The sequence below is a fragment of the Roseomonas aeriglobus genome (assembly GCA_016937575.1).
Classification (GTDB): Bacteria; Pseudomonadota; Alphaproteobacteria; order Sphingomonadales; family Sphingomonadaceae; genus Sphingomonas; species Sphingomonas aerigloba.
On the sequence record JAFHKN010000005.1, the window covers coordinates 86,237 to 106,661 of the forward strand.

Annotated in this window: 21 protein-coding genes and 1 riboswitch; of the genes, 8 read left to right on the plus strand and 13 right to left on the minus strand. The window is 62.2% G+C overall.

Going from position 1 to position 20,425, the window contains the following annotated elements:
- Window positions 1-18 precede the first annotated feature (18 nt).
- From JW805_19630 to JW805_19655, 6 genes are all read right to left on the minus strand, one after another.
- Window positions 19-690, minus strand: a complete 672-nt coding sequence (locus JW805_19630; protein ID MBN2974211.1) for a copper resistance protein B — start codon at window positions 688-690, stop codon at window positions 19-21.
- A 616-nt stretch (window positions 691-1,306) separates the two neighbouring features.
- Entirely contained in the window at window positions 1,307-3,313 is a 2,007-nt protein-coding gene (locus JW805_19635) for a copper resistance system multicopper oxidase (protein MBN2974212.1), read from the minus strand.
- A gap of 94 nt (window positions 3,314-3,407) precedes the next feature.
- Window positions 3,408-3,980, minus strand: a complete 573-nt coding sequence (locus tag JW805_19640; GenBank protein ID MBN2974213.1) for an RNA polymerase sigma factor — start codon at window positions 3,978-3,980, stop codon at window positions 3,408-3,410.
- Entirely contained in the window at window positions 3,977-4,396 is a 420-nt protein-coding gene (locus tag JW805_19645; GenBank protein MBN2974214.1) for a periplasmic heavy metal sensor, read from the minus strand. Before JW805_19645 ends, JW805_19640 begins: the two co-directional genes overlap by 4 nt.
- Window positions 4,397-4,416: 20 nt before the next feature.
- Window positions 4,417-4,701 (minus strand): hypothetical protein, encoded by a 285-nt coding sequence (locus JW805_19650; GenBank protein ID MBN2974215.1) that lies wholly within the window; start codon window positions 4,699-4,701, stop codon window positions 4,417-4,419.
- 459 nt (window positions 4,702-5,160) lie between these two features.
- The gene (locus JW805_19655; protein ID MBN2974216.1) at window positions 5,161-5,478 is read right to left on the minus strand and encodes a hypothetical protein; all 318 of its coding nucleotides are present in this window, start codon (window positions 5,476-5,478) and stop codon (window positions 5,161-5,163) included.
- A gap of 726 nt (window positions 5,479-6,204) precedes the next feature.
- Here JW805_19655 and JW805_19660 point away from each other — a divergent pair.
- The 5 genes from JW805_19660 (at window position 6,205) to JW805_19680 (ending at window position 9,581) form a co-directional block, all read left to right on the plus strand.
- A complete protein-coding gene (locus JW805_19660; protein ID MBN2974217.1) occupies window positions 6,205-6,738 on the plus strand; it encodes a MobA/MobL family protein in 534 nt (177 codons plus the stop codon).
- Between the two features lie 79 nt (window positions 6,739-6,817).
- Window positions 6,818-7,093 carry a type II toxin-antitoxin system RelE/ParE family toxin gene (locus JW805_19665; protein ID MBN2974218.1) on the plus strand — a complete coding sequence of 92 codons (276 nt, stop codon included), beginning with the start codon at window positions 6,818-6,820 and terminating at the stop codon, window positions 7,091-7,093.
- 122 nt (window positions 7,094-7,215) lie between these two features.
- Entirely contained in the window at window positions 7,216-7,521 is a 306-nt protein-coding gene (locus JW805_19670; GenBank protein MBN2974219.1) for a HigA family addiction module antidote protein, read from the plus strand.
- Window positions 7,522-7,815: 294 nt separating this feature from the next.
- Window positions 7,816-9,156, plus strand: a complete 1,341-nt coding sequence (locus JW805_19675) for a hypothetical protein (protein ID MBN2974220.1) — start codon at window positions 7,816-7,818, stop codon at window positions 9,154-9,156.
- A gap of 17 nt (window positions 9,157-9,173) precedes the next feature.
- Window positions 9,174-9,581 (plus strand): hypothetical protein, encoded by a 408-nt coding sequence (locus JW805_19680; GenBank protein MBN2974221.1) that lies wholly within the window; start codon window positions 9,174-9,176, stop codon window positions 9,579-9,581.
- Window positions 9,582-10,049: 468 nt separating this feature from the next.
- On the opposite strand, the gene JW805_19685 is transcribed toward JW805_19680, so the two are convergent.
- The 4 genes from JW805_19685 to JW805_19700 form a co-directional block, all read right to left on the minus strand.
- Window positions 10,050-10,430, minus strand: coding sequence for a response regulator (locus JW805_19685; GenBank protein ID MBN2974222.1), 381 nt, complete (start codon window positions 10,428-10,430; stop codon window positions 10,050-10,052).
- 665 nt (window positions 10,431-11,095) lie between these two features.
- Window positions 11,096-12,214, minus strand: a complete 1,119-nt coding sequence (locus JW805_19690; GenBank protein ID MBN2974223.1) for a glycerophosphodiester phosphodiesterase — start codon at window positions 12,212-12,214, stop codon at window positions 11,096-11,098.
- The gene (locus JW805_19695) at window positions 12,214-14,670 is read right to left on the minus strand and encodes a TonB-dependent receptor (protein ID MBN2974224.1); all 2,457 of its coding nucleotides are present in this window, start codon (window positions 14,668-14,670) and stop codon (window positions 12,214-12,216) included. Before JW805_19695 ends, JW805_19690 begins: the two co-directional genes overlap by 1 nt.
- A gap of 419 nt (window positions 14,671-15,089) precedes the next feature.
- Window positions 15,090-15,272, minus strand: a complete 183-nt coding sequence (locus tag JW805_19700; GenBank protein ID MBN2974225.1) for a hypothetical protein — start codon at window positions 15,270-15,272, stop codon at window positions 15,090-15,092.
- Between the two features lie 171 nt (window positions 15,273-15,443).
- On the opposite strand from JW805_19700, the gene JW805_19705 reads away from it, so the two are divergent.
- Window positions 15,444-15,713 (plus strand): hypothetical protein, encoded by a 270-nt coding sequence (locus JW805_19705; GenBank protein MBN2974226.1) that lies wholly within the window; start codon window positions 15,444-15,446, stop codon window positions 15,711-15,713.
- Here the strand turns inward: JW805_19705 and JW805_19710 are convergent.
- A complete protein-coding gene (locus JW805_19710; protein MBN2974227.1) occupies window positions 15,706-17,406 on the minus strand; it encodes an alkaline phosphatase D family protein in 1,701 nt (566 codons plus the stop codon). The genes JW805_19705 and JW805_19710 overlap by 8 nt on opposite strands.
- A complete protein-coding gene (locus tag JW805_19715; GenBank protein ID MBN2974228.1) occupies window positions 17,406-17,927 on the minus strand; it encodes a TonB-dependent receptor in 522 nt (173 codons plus the stop codon). Before JW805_19715 ends, JW805_19710 begins: the two co-directional genes overlap by 1 nt.
- A 352-nt stretch (window positions 17,928-18,279) precedes the next feature.
- On the opposite strand from JW805_19715, the gene JW805_19720 reads away from it, so the two are divergent.
- Window positions 18,280-18,525: an arylsulfatase regulator gene (locus tag JW805_19720; GenBank protein MBN2974229.1), complete on the plus strand. Its 246-nt coding sequence runs from the start codon at window positions 18,280-18,282 to the stop codon at window positions 18,523-18,525.
- Between the two features lie 61 nt (window positions 18,526-18,586).
- On the plus strand, window positions 18,587-19,336 hold the full coding sequence (locus JW805_19725; protein ID MBN2974230.1) for an IS66 family transposase: 750 nt from the start codon (window positions 18,587-18,589) through the stop codon (window positions 19,334-19,336).
- A gap of 366 nt (window positions 19,337-19,702) precedes the next feature.
- On the opposite strand, the gene JW805_19730 is transcribed toward JW805_19725, so the two are convergent.
- Window positions 19,703-19,951, minus strand: coding sequence for a hypothetical protein (locus JW805_19730; GenBank protein MBN2974231.1), 249 nt, complete (start codon window positions 19,949-19,951; stop codon window positions 19,703-19,705).
- Between the two features lie 181 nt (window positions 19,952-20,132).
- Window positions 20,133-20,344, minus strand: a riboswitch (cobalamin riboswitch).
- Window positions 20,345-20,425: the final 81 nt, after the last annotated feature.

The window sequence follows — 20,425 nt, forward strand, 5'->3', positions numbered from 1 at the left end:
CAACAAGACTAGTTGGCCTTAGAACCATGTGCGAATGCCCAGAACGAGGCTGGTCGACGCCGCGCCCTGGCCTTCGGCGCGCGCGAAGCGGGCTGTGTCCCCGAAGCTGCGGTCGTACGATATGCCCACATAGGGCGCGAACTCGCGCCTGATCTCGTAGCGGAGACGCAGACCGAGTTCGGCCGTGGAAAGGCCTGAGCCGATGCCGATTTCCGGCACGTCCTGCGCGGCGAAGTTGAGTTCGGCGCGTGGCTGAAGAACCAGCCGCTGCGTGATCCGCTGATCGTAATAACCTTCCAGGCGCCCCAGCAGGTCGCCCTTGTTGGACAGGAACAGTGCGCCCTCGACATCGAAGAAGCCGGGTGCCAGCGTTTCGAAGCCGACCGACGCATAGACGCGCGAGGGGTTGGGCTTGAAATCGTAGCGGACGCCAAGCTGTATATCGGTGTATGGGCCAATGGCGCGCGAATAAAGCGCCTGTACCTCCGCCGCTTCCAGACTTCCCCCGATATTCCCTTCGCCCTCGGTCTTGAGCACCAGCCGGTTGATATCACCCCCATACCAGGCACTGCCGTCCCACCGGTAACCATCGCGACCGTCCCGGATCTGGACTTCAGCCAGATTGAATATGACCTGGGAGAAATTCTGCCCGCCGTGCATCGACCGCAGATGCTGCTGCGAATGCGCCATAGCAGCGGCAGAGTAGACCTGGTCCGCGGCCCGATCGGTCGGGATGGGCGGCGGCGGAGCGGTGCCGGCCTGAAGGTTGGTGCCGATCATCGCCGCGCCCGTGGCTGAGGGCATGCTTCCCATGCCGTGTCCCGGCATGCCTTGCATCGCGCCCGAACTTTGGCCCATTCCCGGCATCGATCCATGGTCCATGCCTTGCATAGCACCTGGCTCAGCGGGGTTGGCGCCGCCGGACGCACCTGGCATCGCGGACATGTCGTGCCCCGAACTGGCATCAGGTTTGGCTTCAGGCATATTCATACCGGGCATGGCGGACATGTCATGACCGGCGTGAGGATCAGCAACAGCCGGTCCACCGACCGGAGGCTTGGCGGACCGACTTGCGGCAGGCTTGGCCCCCGATCCCGCCTTCGCGCGCGGTGTCGACCTGGCGGCAGGCTTCGCGGACTCCTTGTGCACGGCGGGCTTGGTCGCTGAGGGCTTCTTGGCGGCAGGCTTTTTTACCGCTGGCGCCTTTGGCGGCGGCATCTTCATGCCGGGCATGTTGGAATGGTCCATCTGCGCGGCCGCCGGCGTTGCGAGGCCAAGCGCCGCGCCGCCGGCGATCAGGAGGAACTTAGGCTGCATCGCGATTCTCCTCGCCCATCGGGCGAACCGTCACGACACGCATCATCCCCGCGGTCATGTGATAGAGATTGTGGCAGTGGAACGCCCAGTCGCCGGGCGCATCGGCCGTTACGTCGAATGTCATCTTACCGCCGGGCGCCACATTCACCGTGTGCTTGCGAGGCGCGAAGTCGCCATGTCCGGTCACCAGCTCGAAGAAGTGGCCGTGCAAATGAATTGGGTGCGGCATCATCGTGTCATTGACCAGGGTGACGCGCGCGCGCTCGTCCTTGCGGAACGGGATGGGGTCGGCAGGGTCGCTCATCTTCTGGCCGTCAAAGCCCCACATGTAGCGCTCCATATTGCCCGTCAGGTGGATCTCCAACTGACGCGACGGGGCGCGAACGTCCGGGTTGCGGTCGAGCGCGACAAGATCGCGATAAGTGAGCACGCGATGATCCGCGTCCTCCAGCCCCTGCGGCGGCTCGCCCGTGCGGTCCTTCGGCATCGGCGAGATGGTCTGCACTCCCGGTCCCATCTTGACGCCGGGCGCGTTCTTGGGGTTGCGCATGTTCATGTCCATGCTGCCGCCTGACCCATGATCCATCCCGGCCATGCCGCCGCTGCTCATCTGACCATGGTCCATGCCCGCCATCCCGGCAGCGCCCGCCGCCATTTGGCTATGGTCCATCCCTGGCATAGCGCCGCTCATCTGGTCGCCCCCCATCCCAGCCATGCCGGCCATCGCAGCGCCTACCGCCTTCGTTCCGTGATCGGTGGGCTCTTTCCACCCGGTGAGCTTCCACAGGTTGCGCGAGGCATTCTGCATCAACGTGGGATCCGGCCCGCGCTTTGCGACCGGGTTCTCGTCCGCCATACCGGACATCCCCTCCATCCCGCTCATGTCCATGCCCATGTCGGTCATGGTCAGCAACGTGCGCGGGCGGAGCGGCGGGACCGGGGCGATCATGCCCTCGCGCGGGGCCAGTGTCGCGCGCCCCATGCCGGATCGGTCGATCGCCTCGGAAACGAAGCTGTAGGCGCGGTCCTCGGGCGTCACGATCACGTCGAAGGTTTCCGCGACGCCGATCTGGAATTCGTCCACGGTTACCGGCCGGACGTTCTGGCCGTCGGCCTGCACCACCGTCATCGGCAAGTCAGGGATGCGCACGTTGAAGTTGGTTTGCGCCGCAGCATTGACGATGCGCAGCCGAACCCGCTCGCCCGGTCGGAAGAGGCCCGTCCAGTTGTCGTAAGGGCCAAAGCCATTGACGAGGAAGGTGTAGGTCGACCCCGTAACATCCGCAATATCGGCCGGGTCCATGCGCATCTTGCCCCATTCCATCCGATCCTTGAGGCGCATCTCGCGGCCGGCGAGCAGCCCGCTCAGCGTCGGGCGCTGATAGTTGAAATAGGCGCCGCCCATCTGCTTGAGCTTGCGGAAAATTTCCTCGCCCGTCATTTCGCTATGGTCGGAGAGGACGATCACATGCTCGCGGTCGAACGCGATCGGGTCGGCACCGGCCGGATCAATCACGATGGGTCCGTAGAGCCCTGCCTGCTCCTGTTCGCCCGAATGGCTGTGATACCAGTAGGTGCCCGACTGCAAGATCGGGAATTCGTATACGAAGGTCGAACGCGCCTTGATGCCAGGGAAGCTGATGCCGGGCACGCCGTCCATTTGGAACGGCAGAATGAGCCCGTGCCAGTGAATCGAGCTATCCTCGTCGAGATTGTTGGTCACTGCGAGACGGACGTTCTGGCCCTCCTGGAGGCGGACGAGCGGTGCGGGCACGGTGCCGTTGACGCCGATTGCCGGCGTGGTGATCCCGTCCATGACGAGCTTCATCCTGTCGATCGTCAGCGCGATGTTTGTGCCCGACACGGTCGGCAGGGGCCTGGCGATGCCGCGCGACACAGGTTGCGCCCAAGCCGGCAGGTAGGCCGACATGGCCAGCGTGCCGCCAAGCATGGCGGTTCCGCGCATTACGTCGCGCCGGTTTAGATTGCGGCTCATGCCTTTCCTTCGCTCCAGTTCAATGCTTGCGGCCGGCGGCGGGGGGGGGGGGCGCCGACCTTATCTTTCATTACGCGCAAATAGGCTCATCCCCTCACGCGAAGTCGAGAATTTTCGATAATCTTTCACGCGCACGCCGGAGCCGCGTCTCCACGGCCTTTCCGCTGATCCCCAGCGCGGCGGCGGTTTCCGCCTGGGACAAGCCCTCCACGGTCCGCAGCAAAAGCGTCTCCTTGAGCGTGGCCGGCAGCTCGGACACCGCGCGCGAAAGCCGCGCAAGCTCTGCGCGATCGAAGGTGATGGCGTCGGCACCCGGCGCCTCGTCCCGCTCACTCTCCATGGTGTCGGGCGGCAGCGAAGAGGCGAACGATAGTATCTGGCGTATGCGCCGCCGCCTGTGCCAGTCGCGGCTCTTGTTGATCGCCACGCGGGTCAGCCACGCAGCGAGCGGCCGATCTCCGTCATACTTTCGCAAGTTCTGAAAGGCGGCCACGAAGCATTCCTGAGTGAGGTCAAGCGCCTCTTCGGCGTCGCCGATATGCGAGCGGATCAGGCGGTAGACCGGTCTTTGGTGCCGCCGCATGATCTCAGCGAACGCAGCCTGACGTCCGGCGAGCGTCAAGGCGGCGAGTTCGCCGTCCGTGCAGGCCGCGAGATCAAGGCTCACCGCGCGTCTGCGGTCAGCGCCTTCACCACCGCGCGGTCAAACGTCCTCGCCTGGTCGGGCCGCAGGATCTGCCGCATCGCGAACATATGGTTCAACGTCTCCTTCTGGAGCTCACCCATCGCGCCGTGCGAACGATCGACGGCGGCCGCGACCTGCGGCCCGTTACCATGTTCGGCCTCGATGGCGGCGGCGAGCCGGGCGTTGTCGGCTCTGAGTTCCAGCTCCAAGGCACGCCTTCGAACGGTGAAGTGAGACTCCAGCATCTGGAGCTTGGTCTGTTGAGCTTCGTCCAGCTCGAGCCCGTCGTGGAGCAAGCTGTGAAGCTCAACGCCCGGGCTTGGCGGGGAGGGGAATAACTCACGTCCAGCCCACACGCCTGCGACCGCCGCCACGAACGCGACGATGGCGATCAGCATCGCCCTCCGGGCGCCGCTCGTCACTGGAACGCGAGCAAGGTCGAAGGCGCTAGCGGCATGGCAGGCCCGAAGGGTGTTAGCGTCGGCACCTGCGCAGTCGCCGCTGTGGACGACAATCCGCCGCCCACCACTCCCAAGGCGACTGCGCCTAGCGCTGCCAGCATGCCGGATCGCAGCGTAACTCCGCCGCCCGCGCGCCGCTCCGCCGCGATCAACCGCATGACATCGCCTTCCAGTTCAGCAAGCCGTGGATGAAGCGGTTGCTCGGCAAGGCGGCGCAACGCGCTGTCTAAATTCATGTCCATGTTCATTCCTCCGCCGTCCTCACATCCATTACGCACGGCCGGTGAACACCCCTCGAGTCCGAAGCGAGCGAATGTCACACACCCCCCGGACGCGGCTGCGCACTCTTCCATTGCGTCCAATCGCTCGCAGCTGGCTACGCAGCCGACAATCCACGCGTCCCGCTGTTCAAATTCCTTGGCAACTCTGTTTGCAGGCCGAGCGCGCCACTGAGCGGACGCCGCGGCGTTAGAAATAGAGGAGCCGGGCGACACCGGTCGGCACGGCTCTTCCGCTGTTTACAAATGAATGTGCTATCTCTTGGAAACCCTAGGGGCTGTTGAAAAACGTGCCGCTGGTAGCCGGGTCCGGTTGGGGGCGGAATGACACCCCAAAGCATAGCGATCCCGTCTCGCATGGGATCGAGAAATGGGAAAGTGACTATCCCTCCCGTTGCGGCGGCAGCCTTCGATATGTCGCTTTTACTTTCCCGGCCGCAAGCCATCTGGGTAGTCGTTCATTGTACCTCGGCGCACAGCGATATGGAAGAACCCAGATCGCCGCACGATCGCTTCAGCCTTACGAACGCAACTAGCTGCCCGCTTGTCGTCTGAAACCAAATCGATTTTCCGTTGCTTATCTGGCAATTCTCTTAACCAATCGCGAACTTCTCGCTCTTTCGACATGACCATATCTTGGATTTGAAAATGGCATACCCCCTCTTCGACATGAACATAAACGGGATAGCCAAGAGACTGTCCTGCTAACGATAGCGCCAGTGCCATGTATGTATTGGTCATGCGTACACGCCTAACACGTATGATCGGCTCCGCAATAATGCTGTCTGCTCGCCGCCTATTCCCGATTGGGAAGGCGCAGCGAGAAAGCTGGGCAGGATCGTTCTCTTGATGCGCCTAGGGGAGCTACTTTCTCGAAATCTGTTCCCGATTGAGTTTTCTCAAAACAGCCCGTCGTACATGGGAAAGCGGGAATATTTCTGCACGGCAAATGGCCGGTTTCGAAACGCCGAGACGATTTACTGAACGGCAGGATTTGGGCGGTTCCTGCCGTCGCCGTCAAACGCTGGTATGCCAGTCAGCGTCAGAGTGTCCGGCAGCGCACGGTTTTGACGGCTTGCCGGACAAGATCGGCGCGCAACGGGTTTACGGACACGTTCTGTTCGCTCCTAGCGTACGCAAAACTCACTTTCGTGTCGTGACCCCAATGTGAGCATGAGGGCACCGATATCGAGCAAGCTACGCTGAATGCGAGCACAGCGTCGTTGAGCGCGAGCACGCGCGGTCGCCCGTTCTCACCAAGCGTGAGCAGGAATCTACGCTGATTGCGAGCAAGACAAGCTGTAAGCGTGGCCTGAGGGCCGCCTTGCCCGTTTGGCCGTAGCCGGGATGCTTATCGTCTTTGACGAGGGCGCGGGCGGTGCGGGAAGTTTTCGGTTCTGAGACTGGTCGTACGAGCGCTCGACGGCCTCGGTGGAGGTGGAGGCGATCCGCGAGCGGTGGGCCGGGATGGTCAACAGCGCGCTGGAACACGCCCAGGTAGCCGAGCGGGTCGATCACCGCAGTTACGAGCGTCAGGGGCTGGATATCGAACCGACCGTGAAGATGGGCCATGCGTCGGCCGCGATCGAGCGGCGCGCGTCGGCCGAGCAGATCGCGGCCGGCAAGGAGCCGCACGCCGTTACCCCGCGCGGGCAGATGAACGAGGCGATCATGGAGAAGCGGGGGCTGGGCTTCTACATCGAGCGTGGTCAGGAGCGGATACGGGAGTGGTCCCACCAACTCCGCGAGCGTGCCGATCTAGCGATGCAGGGCATGTCCAGCTTGGTCCAGGGCGCAGCGCGGGCGATGCGATCGGGGCTACAGACCAGCAGCGAGGGCGGGTTCGGGGCGGTGCCGGCGCTCGACCAGTCACCCCAGCGCGACCAGGTGCCGGCGATTGAGCTGGACCAATCGGGGCAGCGTGGGCGCGATCGGCAGCGAGAGCAGGAGCTAGACCGTCAGCGTGGACGTGACGGGCCGGATATCGGGTTCGGGCGGTAGGGTCGCTGTCGAAGAATCGTTTTCGGCAGAGTGTAAGGTAATGCTTGACAAATGTCAGGAAATGCCTTACAATGTGTCTATGATTAAAACATACACCAGCAAGGCGCTCGAAGCCTTCGCCACCAAGGGAGATGGCTCAAAACTTCCCGTCCAGAACCACAACCGCGTTCGCCGCATCCTGCTCACGCTGGATGCTGCCACGAAGCCCGAGGACATGAATGTTCCGGGCTTTCGCTTTCATGGGTTGAGCACCAAGCCCAAACGATATGCGGTCGATGCCAGCGGCAATTACCGGGTCACATGGGCTTGGGATGACGGCGATGCGATCGACGTGAACATCGAGGACTATCACTAGGAGGGTGTCCCCCCTCCTAAAAATCTGTCAGTCATTGCTTGACATGTAAGGCTTTAGTTTACACATAGGACTTACACAGAGACGCATGATGATCCGGGATCGGCCCGGACAGGAGACAGATGATGAACCAGCTCGTATCCGGCCTTGCCCCGATGCACCCCGGTGAGCTGCTGCGGGAGGACATTCTGCCCGCGCTCAACAAGCCCAAGGCGGAGATCGCCAGGCTGATCGAGGTGTCGCGGCAGACCCTCTACGATATCCTCGCTGAAAAGCAGGATGTCACCCCGACTATGGCGCTTCGGATCGGCAAGCTCACCGGCACCACGCCCGAAATGTGGGTGAACATGCAGCGCAATTACGACCTGCGCGTGCAGGCCGTGAAGGATGCCGATATCATCGCGCGTATCCCGACCTTGGAAGCCGCCTGATCCTTTCTCGATTTCCCGTCGAGGTCGAGCCATTTCGGGAAAAGTGAATTGGGAACAAATTCTGGGAAAAGCCCGCCTCGCCGCCCGCTTTACGCCGACAGCGAGGCGGGCTTTCTCATACGCCCTCGTTTCAGAGAAGCGCAGGTCGGACCTGCAAAAAGGGCTTGCAATGTAGGATTCTAAATCGTTCACCCTTTGTTCCGCACTCATGGTGAGTCGGGCTTGGGTGGTCCGCCGCAACGGTCGGGCCGTCCATGCTGTAGATGATCGTCATCAGGAGAATGCATGCGTACGTTGCTTACCGTCATTTCGGCCCTTCTCTGCACCACGCCGCTCGCGGCGCAGGAGATGAAGGCTCCCCCACTCCCGACACCGCAAAACTCCAAGGGGTCGGGCAAGGACCTCCAGGTCGAGTACCTAGCCCAGCAATACGGTATCTCGGCCGCGGAGGCGGCAGAGCGTGTCGACGTCCTCCGCGATGTCCAGCAAATCGTGGACGTCGCGGTCGCCAGCGATCCGGACGGCTTCGCGGGCCTGTGGGTGGAGCACACGCCGACGTTCAAGATCATCGTCGCATTCACCGGCCAGGACGAGCGCAAGGCGTTCCTGGATCAGATTCCGGCGAAGCTGCGGCGCTATGTGCAGCTGCGCAACGCGACCAAATCGCTCGCGGCGGCGCAGCAGGACCTGGATGCGATCTTGAAGGCCATCACCGCCGCCAAGCTTCCCTTCGAGACGTATTTCGAGCCGAGAAGCCAGAATTATGTCGTCACGGTGAAAGACCAAGCGGCTGCTCAGACGGCCCGGGGCTTGATCCCCCCGACGTTGCGCTCGGCCGTGAAGGTCGAGGTGGGGCCGATTCTACAAACCTTCCAGACCAACGTGCGGCCAGGCGATGCGGTCTATGGCGGATGGGAGCTGGTCGACTCGACCGGGCGCGCGACCTGTAGTTACGGTTTCGCCGGAAGGGACAGCAACGGCCGGGACTCGATCCTGACCGCCGCCCACTGCCGGACGAACCCGCCCTACGTGGTCGGGTCCGATGGTAGCCACCTGGTGCAACTGCCGGCCGCAACGGAGACGCGTTATGGCGACCTCTATGATTTCCGTTATCATCCGGTGGTCGGCCTTAGCACCGGGTACTGGGTCTATTTCCAGAACTCCAAGGCGGTGACCGATTACCCGTCCTACGTGAACACGGTTCCGGGCTTCTATGGAGATGGCTATTTCACCACCCGGGGTACGCTCAAGCAGTCGTCCTACAACTCGAACCACTATATCGGAATGCCCGTGTGCAAGAGCGGCATGACGACCGGCTTCACCTGCGGCACCGTCCAGTCAAGCTCGGTGTCGGGCACCGATGATCGAGGCGTGAGTTATTCGAGCTTCGTGAAGGTCAGCGGATCGAGCCAGCAGGTGATCGCCTTCGGCGGCGACAGCGGGGCGCCTGTATTCTCATACCCGAACGGCTCGTACGAGATCGTCGCCTATGGCATTCTCAAGGGAGGCAGCACCGACGCTTATGGGCGTCCCTGCACCGGGAGCGCTTGTTCGTTCTCATATATGCCGATCGATCGGGTGAACGACAGGGTTCCCTTCCTGATCCACACCACCCAAGGGCTATTGGTGCCTTGAGCGCCCGAGCGGTCCCGATGATGTTGGCGTTAGGGGCGCTCGCCGCCTGTAACGCTGACCGGGAGAAGAAGGTATGGCCGTTCGCGGTTGGCCAAAGCTCGGGCGTGACGGTCGTGACCGAGCTGCCGGAGGCCGCGAACCGGTTGCGGAACGCCACACGGGATTATGGCACCTTCTTCGTGAAGGATGGCTGCCTTCAGGTCCGCGTCGGCTCCACCGTCCTGACGCCGGTCCTGCCGCTAGGATCGACCCTCGACGCTCGCGGCGACGCGATCGTCGTGGGAGGTAGGCGGTTTCCGATCGGGCGGGAGTACAGCCTGCCCTTTGCTTCGGAGGTCGGCGCCGAAGCCGGCGAGGCGGCCGCCTCGATCGGCTTGCCCGATAGATGCTCTCAACGGCTCCTTAGCATGGGCTCGCCCGGGTAGGTGTAGGGGCTTGCAATCGTAGCGGTGTCTGCTCGCCAACAGCGCTATTTCCTGCTCACGCTATCTGCCACTGGCGCGTGGCACCGTGCTCGAATTAGCTGCCAATGTGCTCGCCATCATCCGGCGCTGCTCGCAAACGAGGCGTCGCACTCACGTTATCTGCCAACAGCTTCGACCGCCAAGGGGAGGTCGATCAGACGGCCATAGGTTGTCCCGTTTCTCCATCTGCACCGGGCAGTTTCGGGAAAAGCCAATCGGGAACACATTTCGGGAAAATGGCGCCCTCGTTGCCATCGAGCGCGCCTTCCCGCCGTCAGCCGTCCCACGCGACCTTCGTTTGAGGGAAAGGAGATGACCACCAAGCGGGGGCGTGGTAGCCCTCAGCTATGCCAGCACCGAAGCGCGACGCGCTTCGCACTCTATGCGTGGGAACCGCTGAGCCTCCGCCAAAGCAGGCGCGGGACCGGCCTATCTTGGTTGAGCGGCTTCCAACTGGCGCAGCAGCCGGTGAGCATCGAACGGCTTGGGGAGGAAGGTGGTCTGAGGCGGTAGCTCGCTGTCCGGGATATGGAGATTGCCCGACACCACGAACAACACCGTCGGCGGAAACCGCTCGCGGACGTAGTGGGCGAGCTTCACGCCATCCATCGAGCCCGGCATCTGCACGTCGGTCAGGACGGCGCGGACCTCCTTGTGGTGGTCGAGGATGCGGATCGCGTCGTCGGCGTTCTCGGCCTCGAACACCCGCCACCCGGCGGCCTCGAAGAAGTCCACCAGATCGAAGCGGATCAGGGCTTCGTCCTCCACGATCAGGATCGTCTTGGTGCCGATCGGCGTACTCTGGCCCACGCTTACTTCCCGGTCACGATTGCGGCGTCTCCGAGCCGCGCTTCCAACTGAAAAACCAAACCTTCCGGCCGGTAGTCGGTTGCGGCCTGCCCCCGGAAATATGATCGAAGCGACCGCTCGATGAGGGTGGACCCGAAACCCTTCCTTTCTGACGACCTCGCGGGCGGGCCATGACAACAACGCATTTCTGCGGCCCGCCGCTTGTCAGAACTGTTCTGGAAACCTGCTTCGCAAAAGCGCTTGCCGGCTACGGGTTTGGAGAGCCCATTGGCACGGAGCGTGAGCACAACGCCCCGTTTGCAAGCAGCGCCGGATGATGGCGAGCACACTGGCAGATAATTCGAGCAGGACGCTCCCCGCCAGTGGCAGAAAGCGTGAGCAGGAAATCAGGCTGTTTGCGAGCACACGCCGCTACGATTGCAAGCGCCTACAAGTAAGATCTCGCGCCGGCTATCTGGGCGAGCTTGGCGTAGGATTCCGCCCCCTCCCGCAAACGCCCCCAACCAACGGCTGCAATTCGACCACAAGCGGCGCGAAGATCCGAAACTGCGATCGGGCTTGCAGATGGTCAAGAGAAGTGGACTTGCTGTGGCTGGCCAGTCCAGATGGCGATCAAATGACCGGTAGAGGTGAATTTGGAATAGGCAGTTTTTATTCTCTCTATCCTAGGAAATCGCACGCCGTCCCAAAGCCGGATCGTCTGTGAAGATCGCATCGACACCCGTTGCAAGATAGCGCTGCATCTCTGCAATGCTGCCTTCTTCGTTGCGCGCGGAAACGCCTTTGTCGCTGCGAAAATCGGCGGCCAGGAACTGATTTTCCGGGCGGAAGGTCCAGATGCTGACGAGAAGGCCCGCCGCATGTGCGGCATCGACGAGCCCCGTGGGTTTTGTCAGGCGCTGATCCTCGTCCACAGGAATGATCATCCGGACATGGGGCGCAAGATAATCTGCATAGCTGGCGATTTCGGAAAGACCTGCGGGCGTCAGCATATCGCGATAGAAGCGCTTGTTGCCCGCCGCCTGCACATCGGCCGGCATCTGGGCCGGGTCGCCGATCAACTGGGCCAGCTGGATGTTGGGATAGGCGCCGATCCTGCCGCGCAACGCGCGTAGATTAGCGACCTCGAACGACTGGATGGCGAACGGCGCGCGTTGCAGATAGGCGCTCTTGCCGATGATATCGATCAGCCGCTGCTCCTGTTGCAGGCCGATGCCTGCGAAATAGGTGGAATGCTTGATCTCCGGGATCAGGCCGATGGTCCGGCCGCGCGCGGCGGATTCGGCCGCCACGAAATCGGCGATTTCCTCCATCGACACGATCTGGAATGCGCCGTCATAGGATTGGCTTTCGGGCCGTATGGCGCCCAGCCGCTCTTTCGCGCGTAACGTCTTGAGTTCCGCGAAGGTGAAATCCTCCGTGAACCAACCTTCCTGTCGCTCGCCGTCGATCGTTTTGACCGTCTTGCGCGCGGCAAAATCGGCCCGGGCGGCAACGTCGCTGGTTTCCGCGATATTATTCTCGTGCCGCGCGACCAGCACGCCGTCCTTCGTAGCGACCAGGTCAGGCTCGACATAGTCGGCCCCGTCTTGGATCGCCTTGGCATAGGCGGCAAGCGTATGTTCTGGGCGCAGCGCCGACGCGCCGCGATGGGCGATGAGCAGCGGCGGACCCTTGCGACGGGCAGGGGCGGCGATCGCTGCCCCCACATCCGTCGCAAATGCGGCGGTCAGGCCGGCACCCGCCTGAAGCAGCGAACGGCGGGATACCGACCTGTCCTGCATCAGTAGTTCACCGACAATGTGGCGAACCACTGGCGCGGCGGGATTGGGTAGACATTGTAATTGTTGGTGTTCGCACTCGCCTGCACCGTCGATGCACCCGTCGTGTCGAACAGGTTGGTGACGTTCAGGCTGATCTCTGCCTTTTGCAGGCCGACCATGCTGGCGGGCAGGCGATAAGCGATCCGGGCGCTGGCCTGGAACACCGACTTGACCGATGCATCGTTGGTAAAGGTGGTGAAACGGCGGCCGACATAGTCGCCGATCATCTGGGCATCGAAATCGCCGAGCGTCAGCGTCGCGACCGTCTTGTTCATCCACTTCGGGCTGACCGGGATCAGCTTGCCGCCGGTGGGCACGACGCCGCCCACGGTCGCGATGCCGCCGATCCGCGTGCCGGTCGCGGCGCCAGTGATAGTGCTATAGTCGCTGTCGTAGATGGAGCGGTTGTAGGACACGGCGTTGTAGAGCGAGAAGACCTGCCCGAAGCGCAGCGTCAGCGCCGCGTCGATACCGTCCGTCTTCACGCCGCCGACGTTGAACACGGCGGGTGTGCCGCCGCTGATGCCACTGCCGCCGATGCCGCCGATCGCGCCGGGAGGCGTGATGCCAAGCAGGCGATCGCTGAAATCGACATGATAATAGTTCACCTGCGCTTCGATCCCGGTCAGGAACGAACTGTCGATGGTCCGGCGGCTGCGTAGGCCGATTTCATAGACCCAGGAGGTTTCGGGGCGGCCATTGAACTTCAGATTGTCGAATGCCGCCTGGCTGCCGCTGCTCCACGGCGTGACGCCGCCGCCGCCATAAGGCTGGAAGTGGCGCAGGTTCTTCTGCACGTTGACATAGACCTGCTCGCTGTCGGTGAAGTCCCACTTCGCGCCGATCGCGGGCAGGAACCAGCGCTTGGTGTTGATCTCGCCTTCGGGCAGGGCGCTTGCCGAACCAGGCAGCGATCCGATGATCGGCTGGACCGGGAAGGTGCCGCTGGCAAATTGCAGGCTGGACTTGAAACCGCCCTGGACCAGCAGGCTGGGCGTGACCTGCCAGCTGTCCTGCACATGAAGTTGCAGAACATTGGTGCGCATCTCGCTGGCATATTGGGTGAACAGCGGATCATGCGGCGGCAGCGAATAGGGGTTGTAGTCCTGCGGCCGGGTCACATTGAGCGCATACCAGTTCCGATAGGCGGCCGAGCTGTTATATTCGTACCACGCACCAAGCTGAATCTGATGGTTGCCCAACGTCGCGTCGATCGAGGACAGGATGCCGCCGCGATCGATGCGATATTCGGTGGTACGGATCGCATAGCCCGAATTGCCGGTGGCCGTCTTCAGATTCTGGCCGGGGAAATAGAGCGAGAACAGGTTGGGCAGGCCCGCGACCGTGATCGGTCCGGCGACGATGCCCGCGCCGTCATTATTATGATAATATACCTGGTTCGACCAGTCGACTTGGTCGGACAGATGGGCCTGATATTTGATGTAGCCCAGATAATCGGTCCGGATCGCGGCGCTGTAATAGTTGCGATAATTCTGCGCCTCGGCGGCCGGCACATTGCCGCTGGCGTTCAGATAAGCGACCGCGCCGGCGAAATCGGGGTAGAAGAAGGGGCGGGTATAGGGCTGATAGGCCTGCGCCGCATTGGTAGGGTTCTTGAAGACGGTGGTCGCGTCCTCATTGGGTTCCTGCTTGTCGGAATAGCTGAAATAGGCGGTCAGCTTGCCATTGCTGTCGTCATGGACGAATTTGGCGTTGGCGGCCCAGCCCTTCTGCTTGCCGCGGAAATCCCAGGCGCGCGCACGCTGGCGCAGGACCGAGACATAGCCGCTATTGCCGTCGCCAAACTCGCCGCTGTCGAGGCGAACGAATGTGCGGGCCGTCCCGTAGCTGCCGAAAGTGTGGTTCAACTGTGCGCCCATCTGCTGGCGCGGATCGCTGGAGAAATTCTCGATCCCGCCGCCCAGGTTGCTGGTCGACGCGATGCCCAGTTCCGCGGTGCCGGTGGCGACAACGACGCTGCCGACATTTTCGGAGATGATAGCGCGCTGCGGAGAGAGGCCGTTGAAATTGCCGTAGCTCTGATCGCCCAGCGGCACGCCGTCCAGGGTATGGCCCAACTGCTGAGCGCTGAAGCCATGGATGAAGAGCGAGGCGTTCTGCTCGTTGTTGCCCCACGGATCGGCAGTCACATACATGACACCCGGCAGGGTCTGGATCGCCTTGAACGGCGCAACGCCCGGCAGGATCTTCTGGATTTCGGTTGTGGTAATGGCGGTCGCAGAGCGTGTAGCCTTAACACCGGTCACGACGATGGACGTTGCCTCGCCATCGACCTGCGCCGCTTGGTCTGCTGCGGGCGTGGGCGTCTGCGAAAAAGCGGGCGCGCTTACTACCAGAGCGAGCAGGCCGGCACTGCCTAGCAGGCAGGCGCGCGAACGCGTGTGCAAAATATTCATGACCCAATATCCCCCAAGCAGCGCGCAATTTCGCACTTGCAGCATCGCGTTAAATGGAGCGAGTTGCGATTTCCGGTCCGTTTCGGGTCGATTTGATGACATTTGGGCGGCGGACATGTTGCATTGCGTCCTGACGCTTATGATGGCGGTCAAGGTGCGGTGTAGGTCCGAATTTCGGCGAGAGATATCAGGCGTGGCTGTGTATTGGTCCGTCTGCGCTCAGTAAGTAGCCCAAGCTTTTCGGTAAGGGGAAAGTTCGCAGGCGAGCATCGGGCATTGTGCAGCAAATGACGATAGTGGGTTGGGCTCAGAGACTATTTTCTCCCGAGCCGATAGTTGTTGTGCCCGGTTGCTATGCCGTGAGTCAGTTTTACGGATAGAATCTCTCGTACAAAAAAGTCCGCGTCGTAATTTGTAACTCAATCATCATCAGATCCTGCAAGGCGGTCGTTCCATGTCAGCGACAAGCCGTTCATGAAAGGAGCAAGAAAAGCGCCTTTGAGCGCCAGCGACCTCGCGGTCTTTTCCTCGTCGATGTGGATGTACCAAGGCAATCGAGACTCCTTGGTCCCGATACTGCTGCGCCGGGAACTGGTGCTCATCCTGTTGCTCTATGCGGGCGCTCGGCGCCGCCGACGCGGCAGAAGGGGCGGTGACGCTCTTCTTCATAGAGGAGGCACTGGGGATTCACGGGTGGACCGGGGCGCTGCTGCTGGCCCATCTGCTCATCCGCAGTTTCGCATGGGGTGCGGACTATATAGCTGCTGCGGGCGATGGTGTCGGATCTGGTGCGATCGGGCGGCAATGGCTTTGCTGCCACGCACTATGCGCCGTTCAATGTCGCGAACAAGCTCGCCGCCGCGCTGGGCGTTTTCGGGGCGCTCACGGCGCTCGCCTTTATCGGCTTCCTGCCGGGTGCCGCGCATGGGCTAGGCGAAACCACCTTGCGGGCGATCTACGCGCTGCCCTCATGCCTGGCTGGCCTCATCGGCCTGCTGGCACTGCGCCGGATCGCTCCGACGCAGTGCCGTTCGGTCAGCTGATCTCCCAGCCGCTCAACCCATCTTCGGCGATCCGTGCGCTGGCATGGCGCGCGATGTCGAGCTTTCCGATCGCCTGGCGCGGCGTTAGGACGCGGACGAAGTCGGCCTCCACCCGGTCGCGTGTCAGCGATACCGTTACGAAACCAACGGCATTGGTGTCGCACCAGCGTATATCGCGATTGTCGTGGACAAAGGCGTCGCCGACCGGCCCCGACGGCAGGAGCAGTTCCCCGATCGAAGGACCGGTCAGCGTGGAGGCGGAAAGCTCGAGACCAATCCGGCGGTCCCCGCGATGGGGTTCGTTGATCCAGGCCATGTGACTGTCGCCCGACAGCACGAGCAGGTTCGCGCCGCTTTTCTCGAACTGGTCGTACAGCTTGTCCCGCTCGCCGGCATAGCCGTCCCAGGAATCGACATTGAGAAGCGGCAGGCCATAGCGCGTCAGGGCGTACATCGGCGCCAGCGCTACCTTGCCATCGGGAAACTTCGTCAGATCGGGATAGACGTAGCTGGACAGGATGGTCGCGCTGCCGAACAGGAACCACGGGCGGCGAGCATCCTTATGGGCCTTCAGTTCGTCCGCCAGCCATGCGCATTGTTCCGCGCCGATCATTTCGCGCGCGGGATCGGCAAGTTTCTCGCGGAAGGCTGCGACATCGGGTTCGCGCGTGACGCCTTGCGGCAGGGCCTTGAGGTCGAGTGTCTTGAGTTCCGCCGGGTCGGATATCACCCGCTCCCCACTGCCGCGCCGGTCGACAACATGCCAGTCGAGATCCTTGGCCAGCGACAATTGCTGCTGGCGGGCCTTGAGCCGGGTTTCGGGCAGGGCCAGCGTCGCGAGATCGCCGAACGCGAAGCTGCGGGTGATGCCATAGGGATCGGAAGTGACAGGATCGCGGATCGGCATCCATTCCAGGTAGGCCTGAACCGCCGCAGCCTTGCGCTCCTCCCAGTCGCCGTTGGCCGCCGGATCGTGATGCTGGGCACCATGCATCCAGTCGTCGTTCGCGATTTCATGGTCGTCCCACATGCAAATCCACGACGCGCGGGCATGGGCGTCGCGCAGGGCCGGATCACGACGCCACTGTGCATAGCGTGCGCGATAGTCGGCGAGCGTGACCGTGTCGTGCGTTGGCTCGATCGCCCGAACATCCATGAGTGCGGGCATCGAGTTGGCGCCATATTCGTAAATATAGTCGCCCACGAAGAGGATGAGGTCCACCGCTTCCCGATCGGCAATGGCCCGGTAGGCGTGAAATTCGCCGAACATATACATGGCGCAGCAGGCGAGCACGATATCGAGACGATCGATGCGTCCCGTTGGCAGGGTTTTTGCCCGCCCGATCGCCGATACCGTGTCCATGGCACGGAAGCGGTAGAAATATTCGCGGCCCGCCTTCAGGCCGGAGGCGATCACCTTGACCGTATGGTCCCGCGCCGCCGATGTGCTGAACGATCCGCGCGCAGCGATGCGCGTGAACAGTTCATCCTCGGCCATTTCCCATGTGCCGCTGACCGGCCCATGGGCAGGATCGGTCACGCGGGTCCACAGCAGGACGCTGTCGGCATGCGGATCGCCGCTCGCCACGCCATGCGCGAAGACCATGTTCGTTTTTGCCCCGGCGGGACCGGCGGCGAGCAAAAGCCCGCCCGCCGCCGATCCCGCAAGAACGCCGCGCCGCGTCAGCGCCATCAGAAACGCGCCCCGAGCGAAACGCCCCAGGTGCGCGGCGTGCCGCTGAATGCCTGCGTCGCCGATCCGCCGGTCGTGTAATCGACATCGGCGATGTTGCGCACGAAGCCGGCCACGGTCCAGCGCTGGTCGATCTTGAGATCGATGCGCGCATTGACGAGCGCGAAGTCCCCGACCGGCGCCGTATTGTCGAGATCGCCATAATAGGCATCGACGTAGCGGGCATCGACCTGAGGCGTCAGCGTCATGCGATCGTTCAGCGCGAACTCGTAGCGGATCGAGCCGTTCAGCGTCATGTTCGGCGCGAACGGCAAGTCGTTGCCCAGGCGCGCCTTTTCGGCAGCGGTGATCGCCTCGATCGCGGTGACCTTCGTGTCGAGCAGCGCGACGCCGAAATTGATGGTCATCGGGCGCACCGGGCGGATCGTGAAGCTGGCCTCGCCGCCATAGCTGCGCGCCTTGCCCACATTGGTGCGTACGCTGGTGGTGGCGCCATCATAGGTGTAGGCGCTTGCAATCATAGCGGCGTGTGCTCGCAAACAGCCTGATTTCCTGCTCACGCTTTCTGCCACTGGCGGGGAGCGTCCTGCTCGAATTATCTGCCAGTGTGCTCGCCATCATCCGGCGCTGCTTGCAAACGGGGCGTTGTGCTCACGCTCCGTGCCAATGGGCTCTCCAAACCCGTAGCCGGCAAGCGCTTTTGCGAAGCAGGTTTCCAGAACAGTTCTGACAAGCGGCGGGCCGCAGAAATGCGTTGTCGTCATGGCCCGCCCGCGAGGTCGTCAGAAAGGAAGGTTTTCGCGAACAGGGCCGGCGCGTCGTGCTAGGCGATGGAACCCCGCAAGCGGACAGGATGCGATGACCAGGACCGAAATGCTGGAAACGATGAAGCGTCTCGACGCCCATGCGAACGCCCTGTTGCTTACCGGGGCCTCCGATATCGATCTGCTCGGCGGCATGTTCGACGTGATGCCCGACTTCAAGGCGTTGCTCGACGCCGGATACGGCGGTGAAATCGACAAGAACGCTGGTCGCTTCCCCGGTTTGCATCGCTACGCCGTCATGCTCTCCAATGTCGCCGAGGGGATCGCGGAAGGTTCCATCCGGGTGCCGCGCTGACGCCCTGTTTCGCTGGCAGGGGATGTGAGCAGACCTTTATGATTGCGAGCAGCGCAGGATGATGGCGAGCACACTGGCAGATAGCGCGAGCAGATCGCCGAGCCGGTTGTCAGATAATCCGAGCAAAAAAAGGCTCTGTTTGCAAGCAAACGCCGCTACGATTGCAAGCACCTACACCTATGCCGGGTTCAACGCGCTCTACGACCCAGGCCGGGAGCCGGGTCCCATCACCCCCGTCGCTTGCTGGGCGCATGCGAGGCGCAAGCTGCACGATGTGCTTGTTGCCGATCATCGATCCGCTGCGCGCAAGGGACTCGGCCTGATCGCGCAGCTCTACGAGGTCGAACGGTTGATCGAGGGTGAACCTCCCCAGGAGCGTCTGCGCCAGCGCTCAGCATCAAAGCTCATTGCCCTCGACTTCTTTGCGTGGGCGGACAGCGCTCTCGACCAGGCATCGGCGCGCTCACCGCTTGCCGAGGCGCTGCGCTATGCCCTCAAGCTGAAGCCAGCGCTGCTCGCCTACACCCAGGACGGAAGGCTCGAGATCGACAACAACCTTGCCGAGAACGCGCTGCGCGGCATCGCGGTCGGGCGCAAGAACTGGCTGTTCGCCGGCGCGGATTGCGGCGGCGAGCGGGCGGCCGCGACGTATTCGCTGCTCGAGACCGCCAAGCTCAACGGCGTGAACCCGCAGGTCTGGCTGACCGACGTCCTCGACCGCATCGGCAAAGGCCATCCCATCAACCGCCTCGACGAGCTCCTGCCATGGGCGTGGAAGGCGGCTCGTTCCAGTGACCCCGACGCTGCGTGAGGACCCATTGCGCCGATGGCAGCTATCTGCGATTTTCCGCCAGAAGCCGACATTCAGCAAGCGACCCCATTTCGGTGGTAGCAGCGCATTCGACCTATCGCCAAAAGCGGTCGTTCATGAAGAACCGGTTGTCGTTGGTAACGCGCCTCAATCCCAGCCATTCTGGTACGAGATCTGAACGCCCAAAAACAGTTGATCGTATAGCGGCAGCTACGCGCTACACTCTCCGAGACACAACAAATCGTCGCGAAAAATTCAGAATGTCAGCGGTCGACAAAAGGGCGGTCGCGAACCGCAGTCGAAAACGGCGCCGGGTTTAAGCCAGCGCCGTTCATCGTTCTCATTCAATGCGAAGTGGCCTGAGAATCAACCGTTGCATGAATACTCAAATTGCGCCGCGAAATAACCGGCGTTCTGGATTATGCGAATGACGTTGAAAGATGCCAGACCGCCATTCGAAGCACAGATGTTTTGCGCACCTTGCTCGGCCGCAGCTATGGCCTGTCCCACTTCGGGTAGAAATGGCCCGATATCCGTTTGCTGAGCAACCGAGGCAGAAGAGCCAAATGCGATTGCAGCCGAGAGTGCCAGAACCTTCGTTTTAGTTTTGAACATGGTATTTTCTCCGTGGGCTCTGAGCCCTTCACGCCGATATAGTGGCTTGGATCTCCGGACCTCGGCCGAGCAGCCTGGTCAACGGACGCGATACGCCGACCGGGCGTGCTCGGAGCAATCCAAGCCGCTTATCGTCGCTCCGACGAAAATGATTCCGCGCCCGACCAATCCCATGAATCAGGCAAGAGCGACTCGCTCCGGTCGGTCTCCTGGCTCGCGGGTCATCACTTGAAATACACCTTCCCGAACCAAACAATCAGTCCAGTGGTTGCGGAGTGACCCGCCAGTATTTCTCGCTCGCCGCTTACAGTTGCAGGGACAGCCGCAGATTTGACCTTGGAGGGCCTCACTGTGTTCCCGTTACCGGTGCGAACTTGAAGCTGAATGCGCGCAACTTTGCATGCAGCTGATTTTGAGTATCGGTACGCAGCTTTGAAAACAAGGGCTGATGCGCTCGTTTCGCGTCGAATAGCG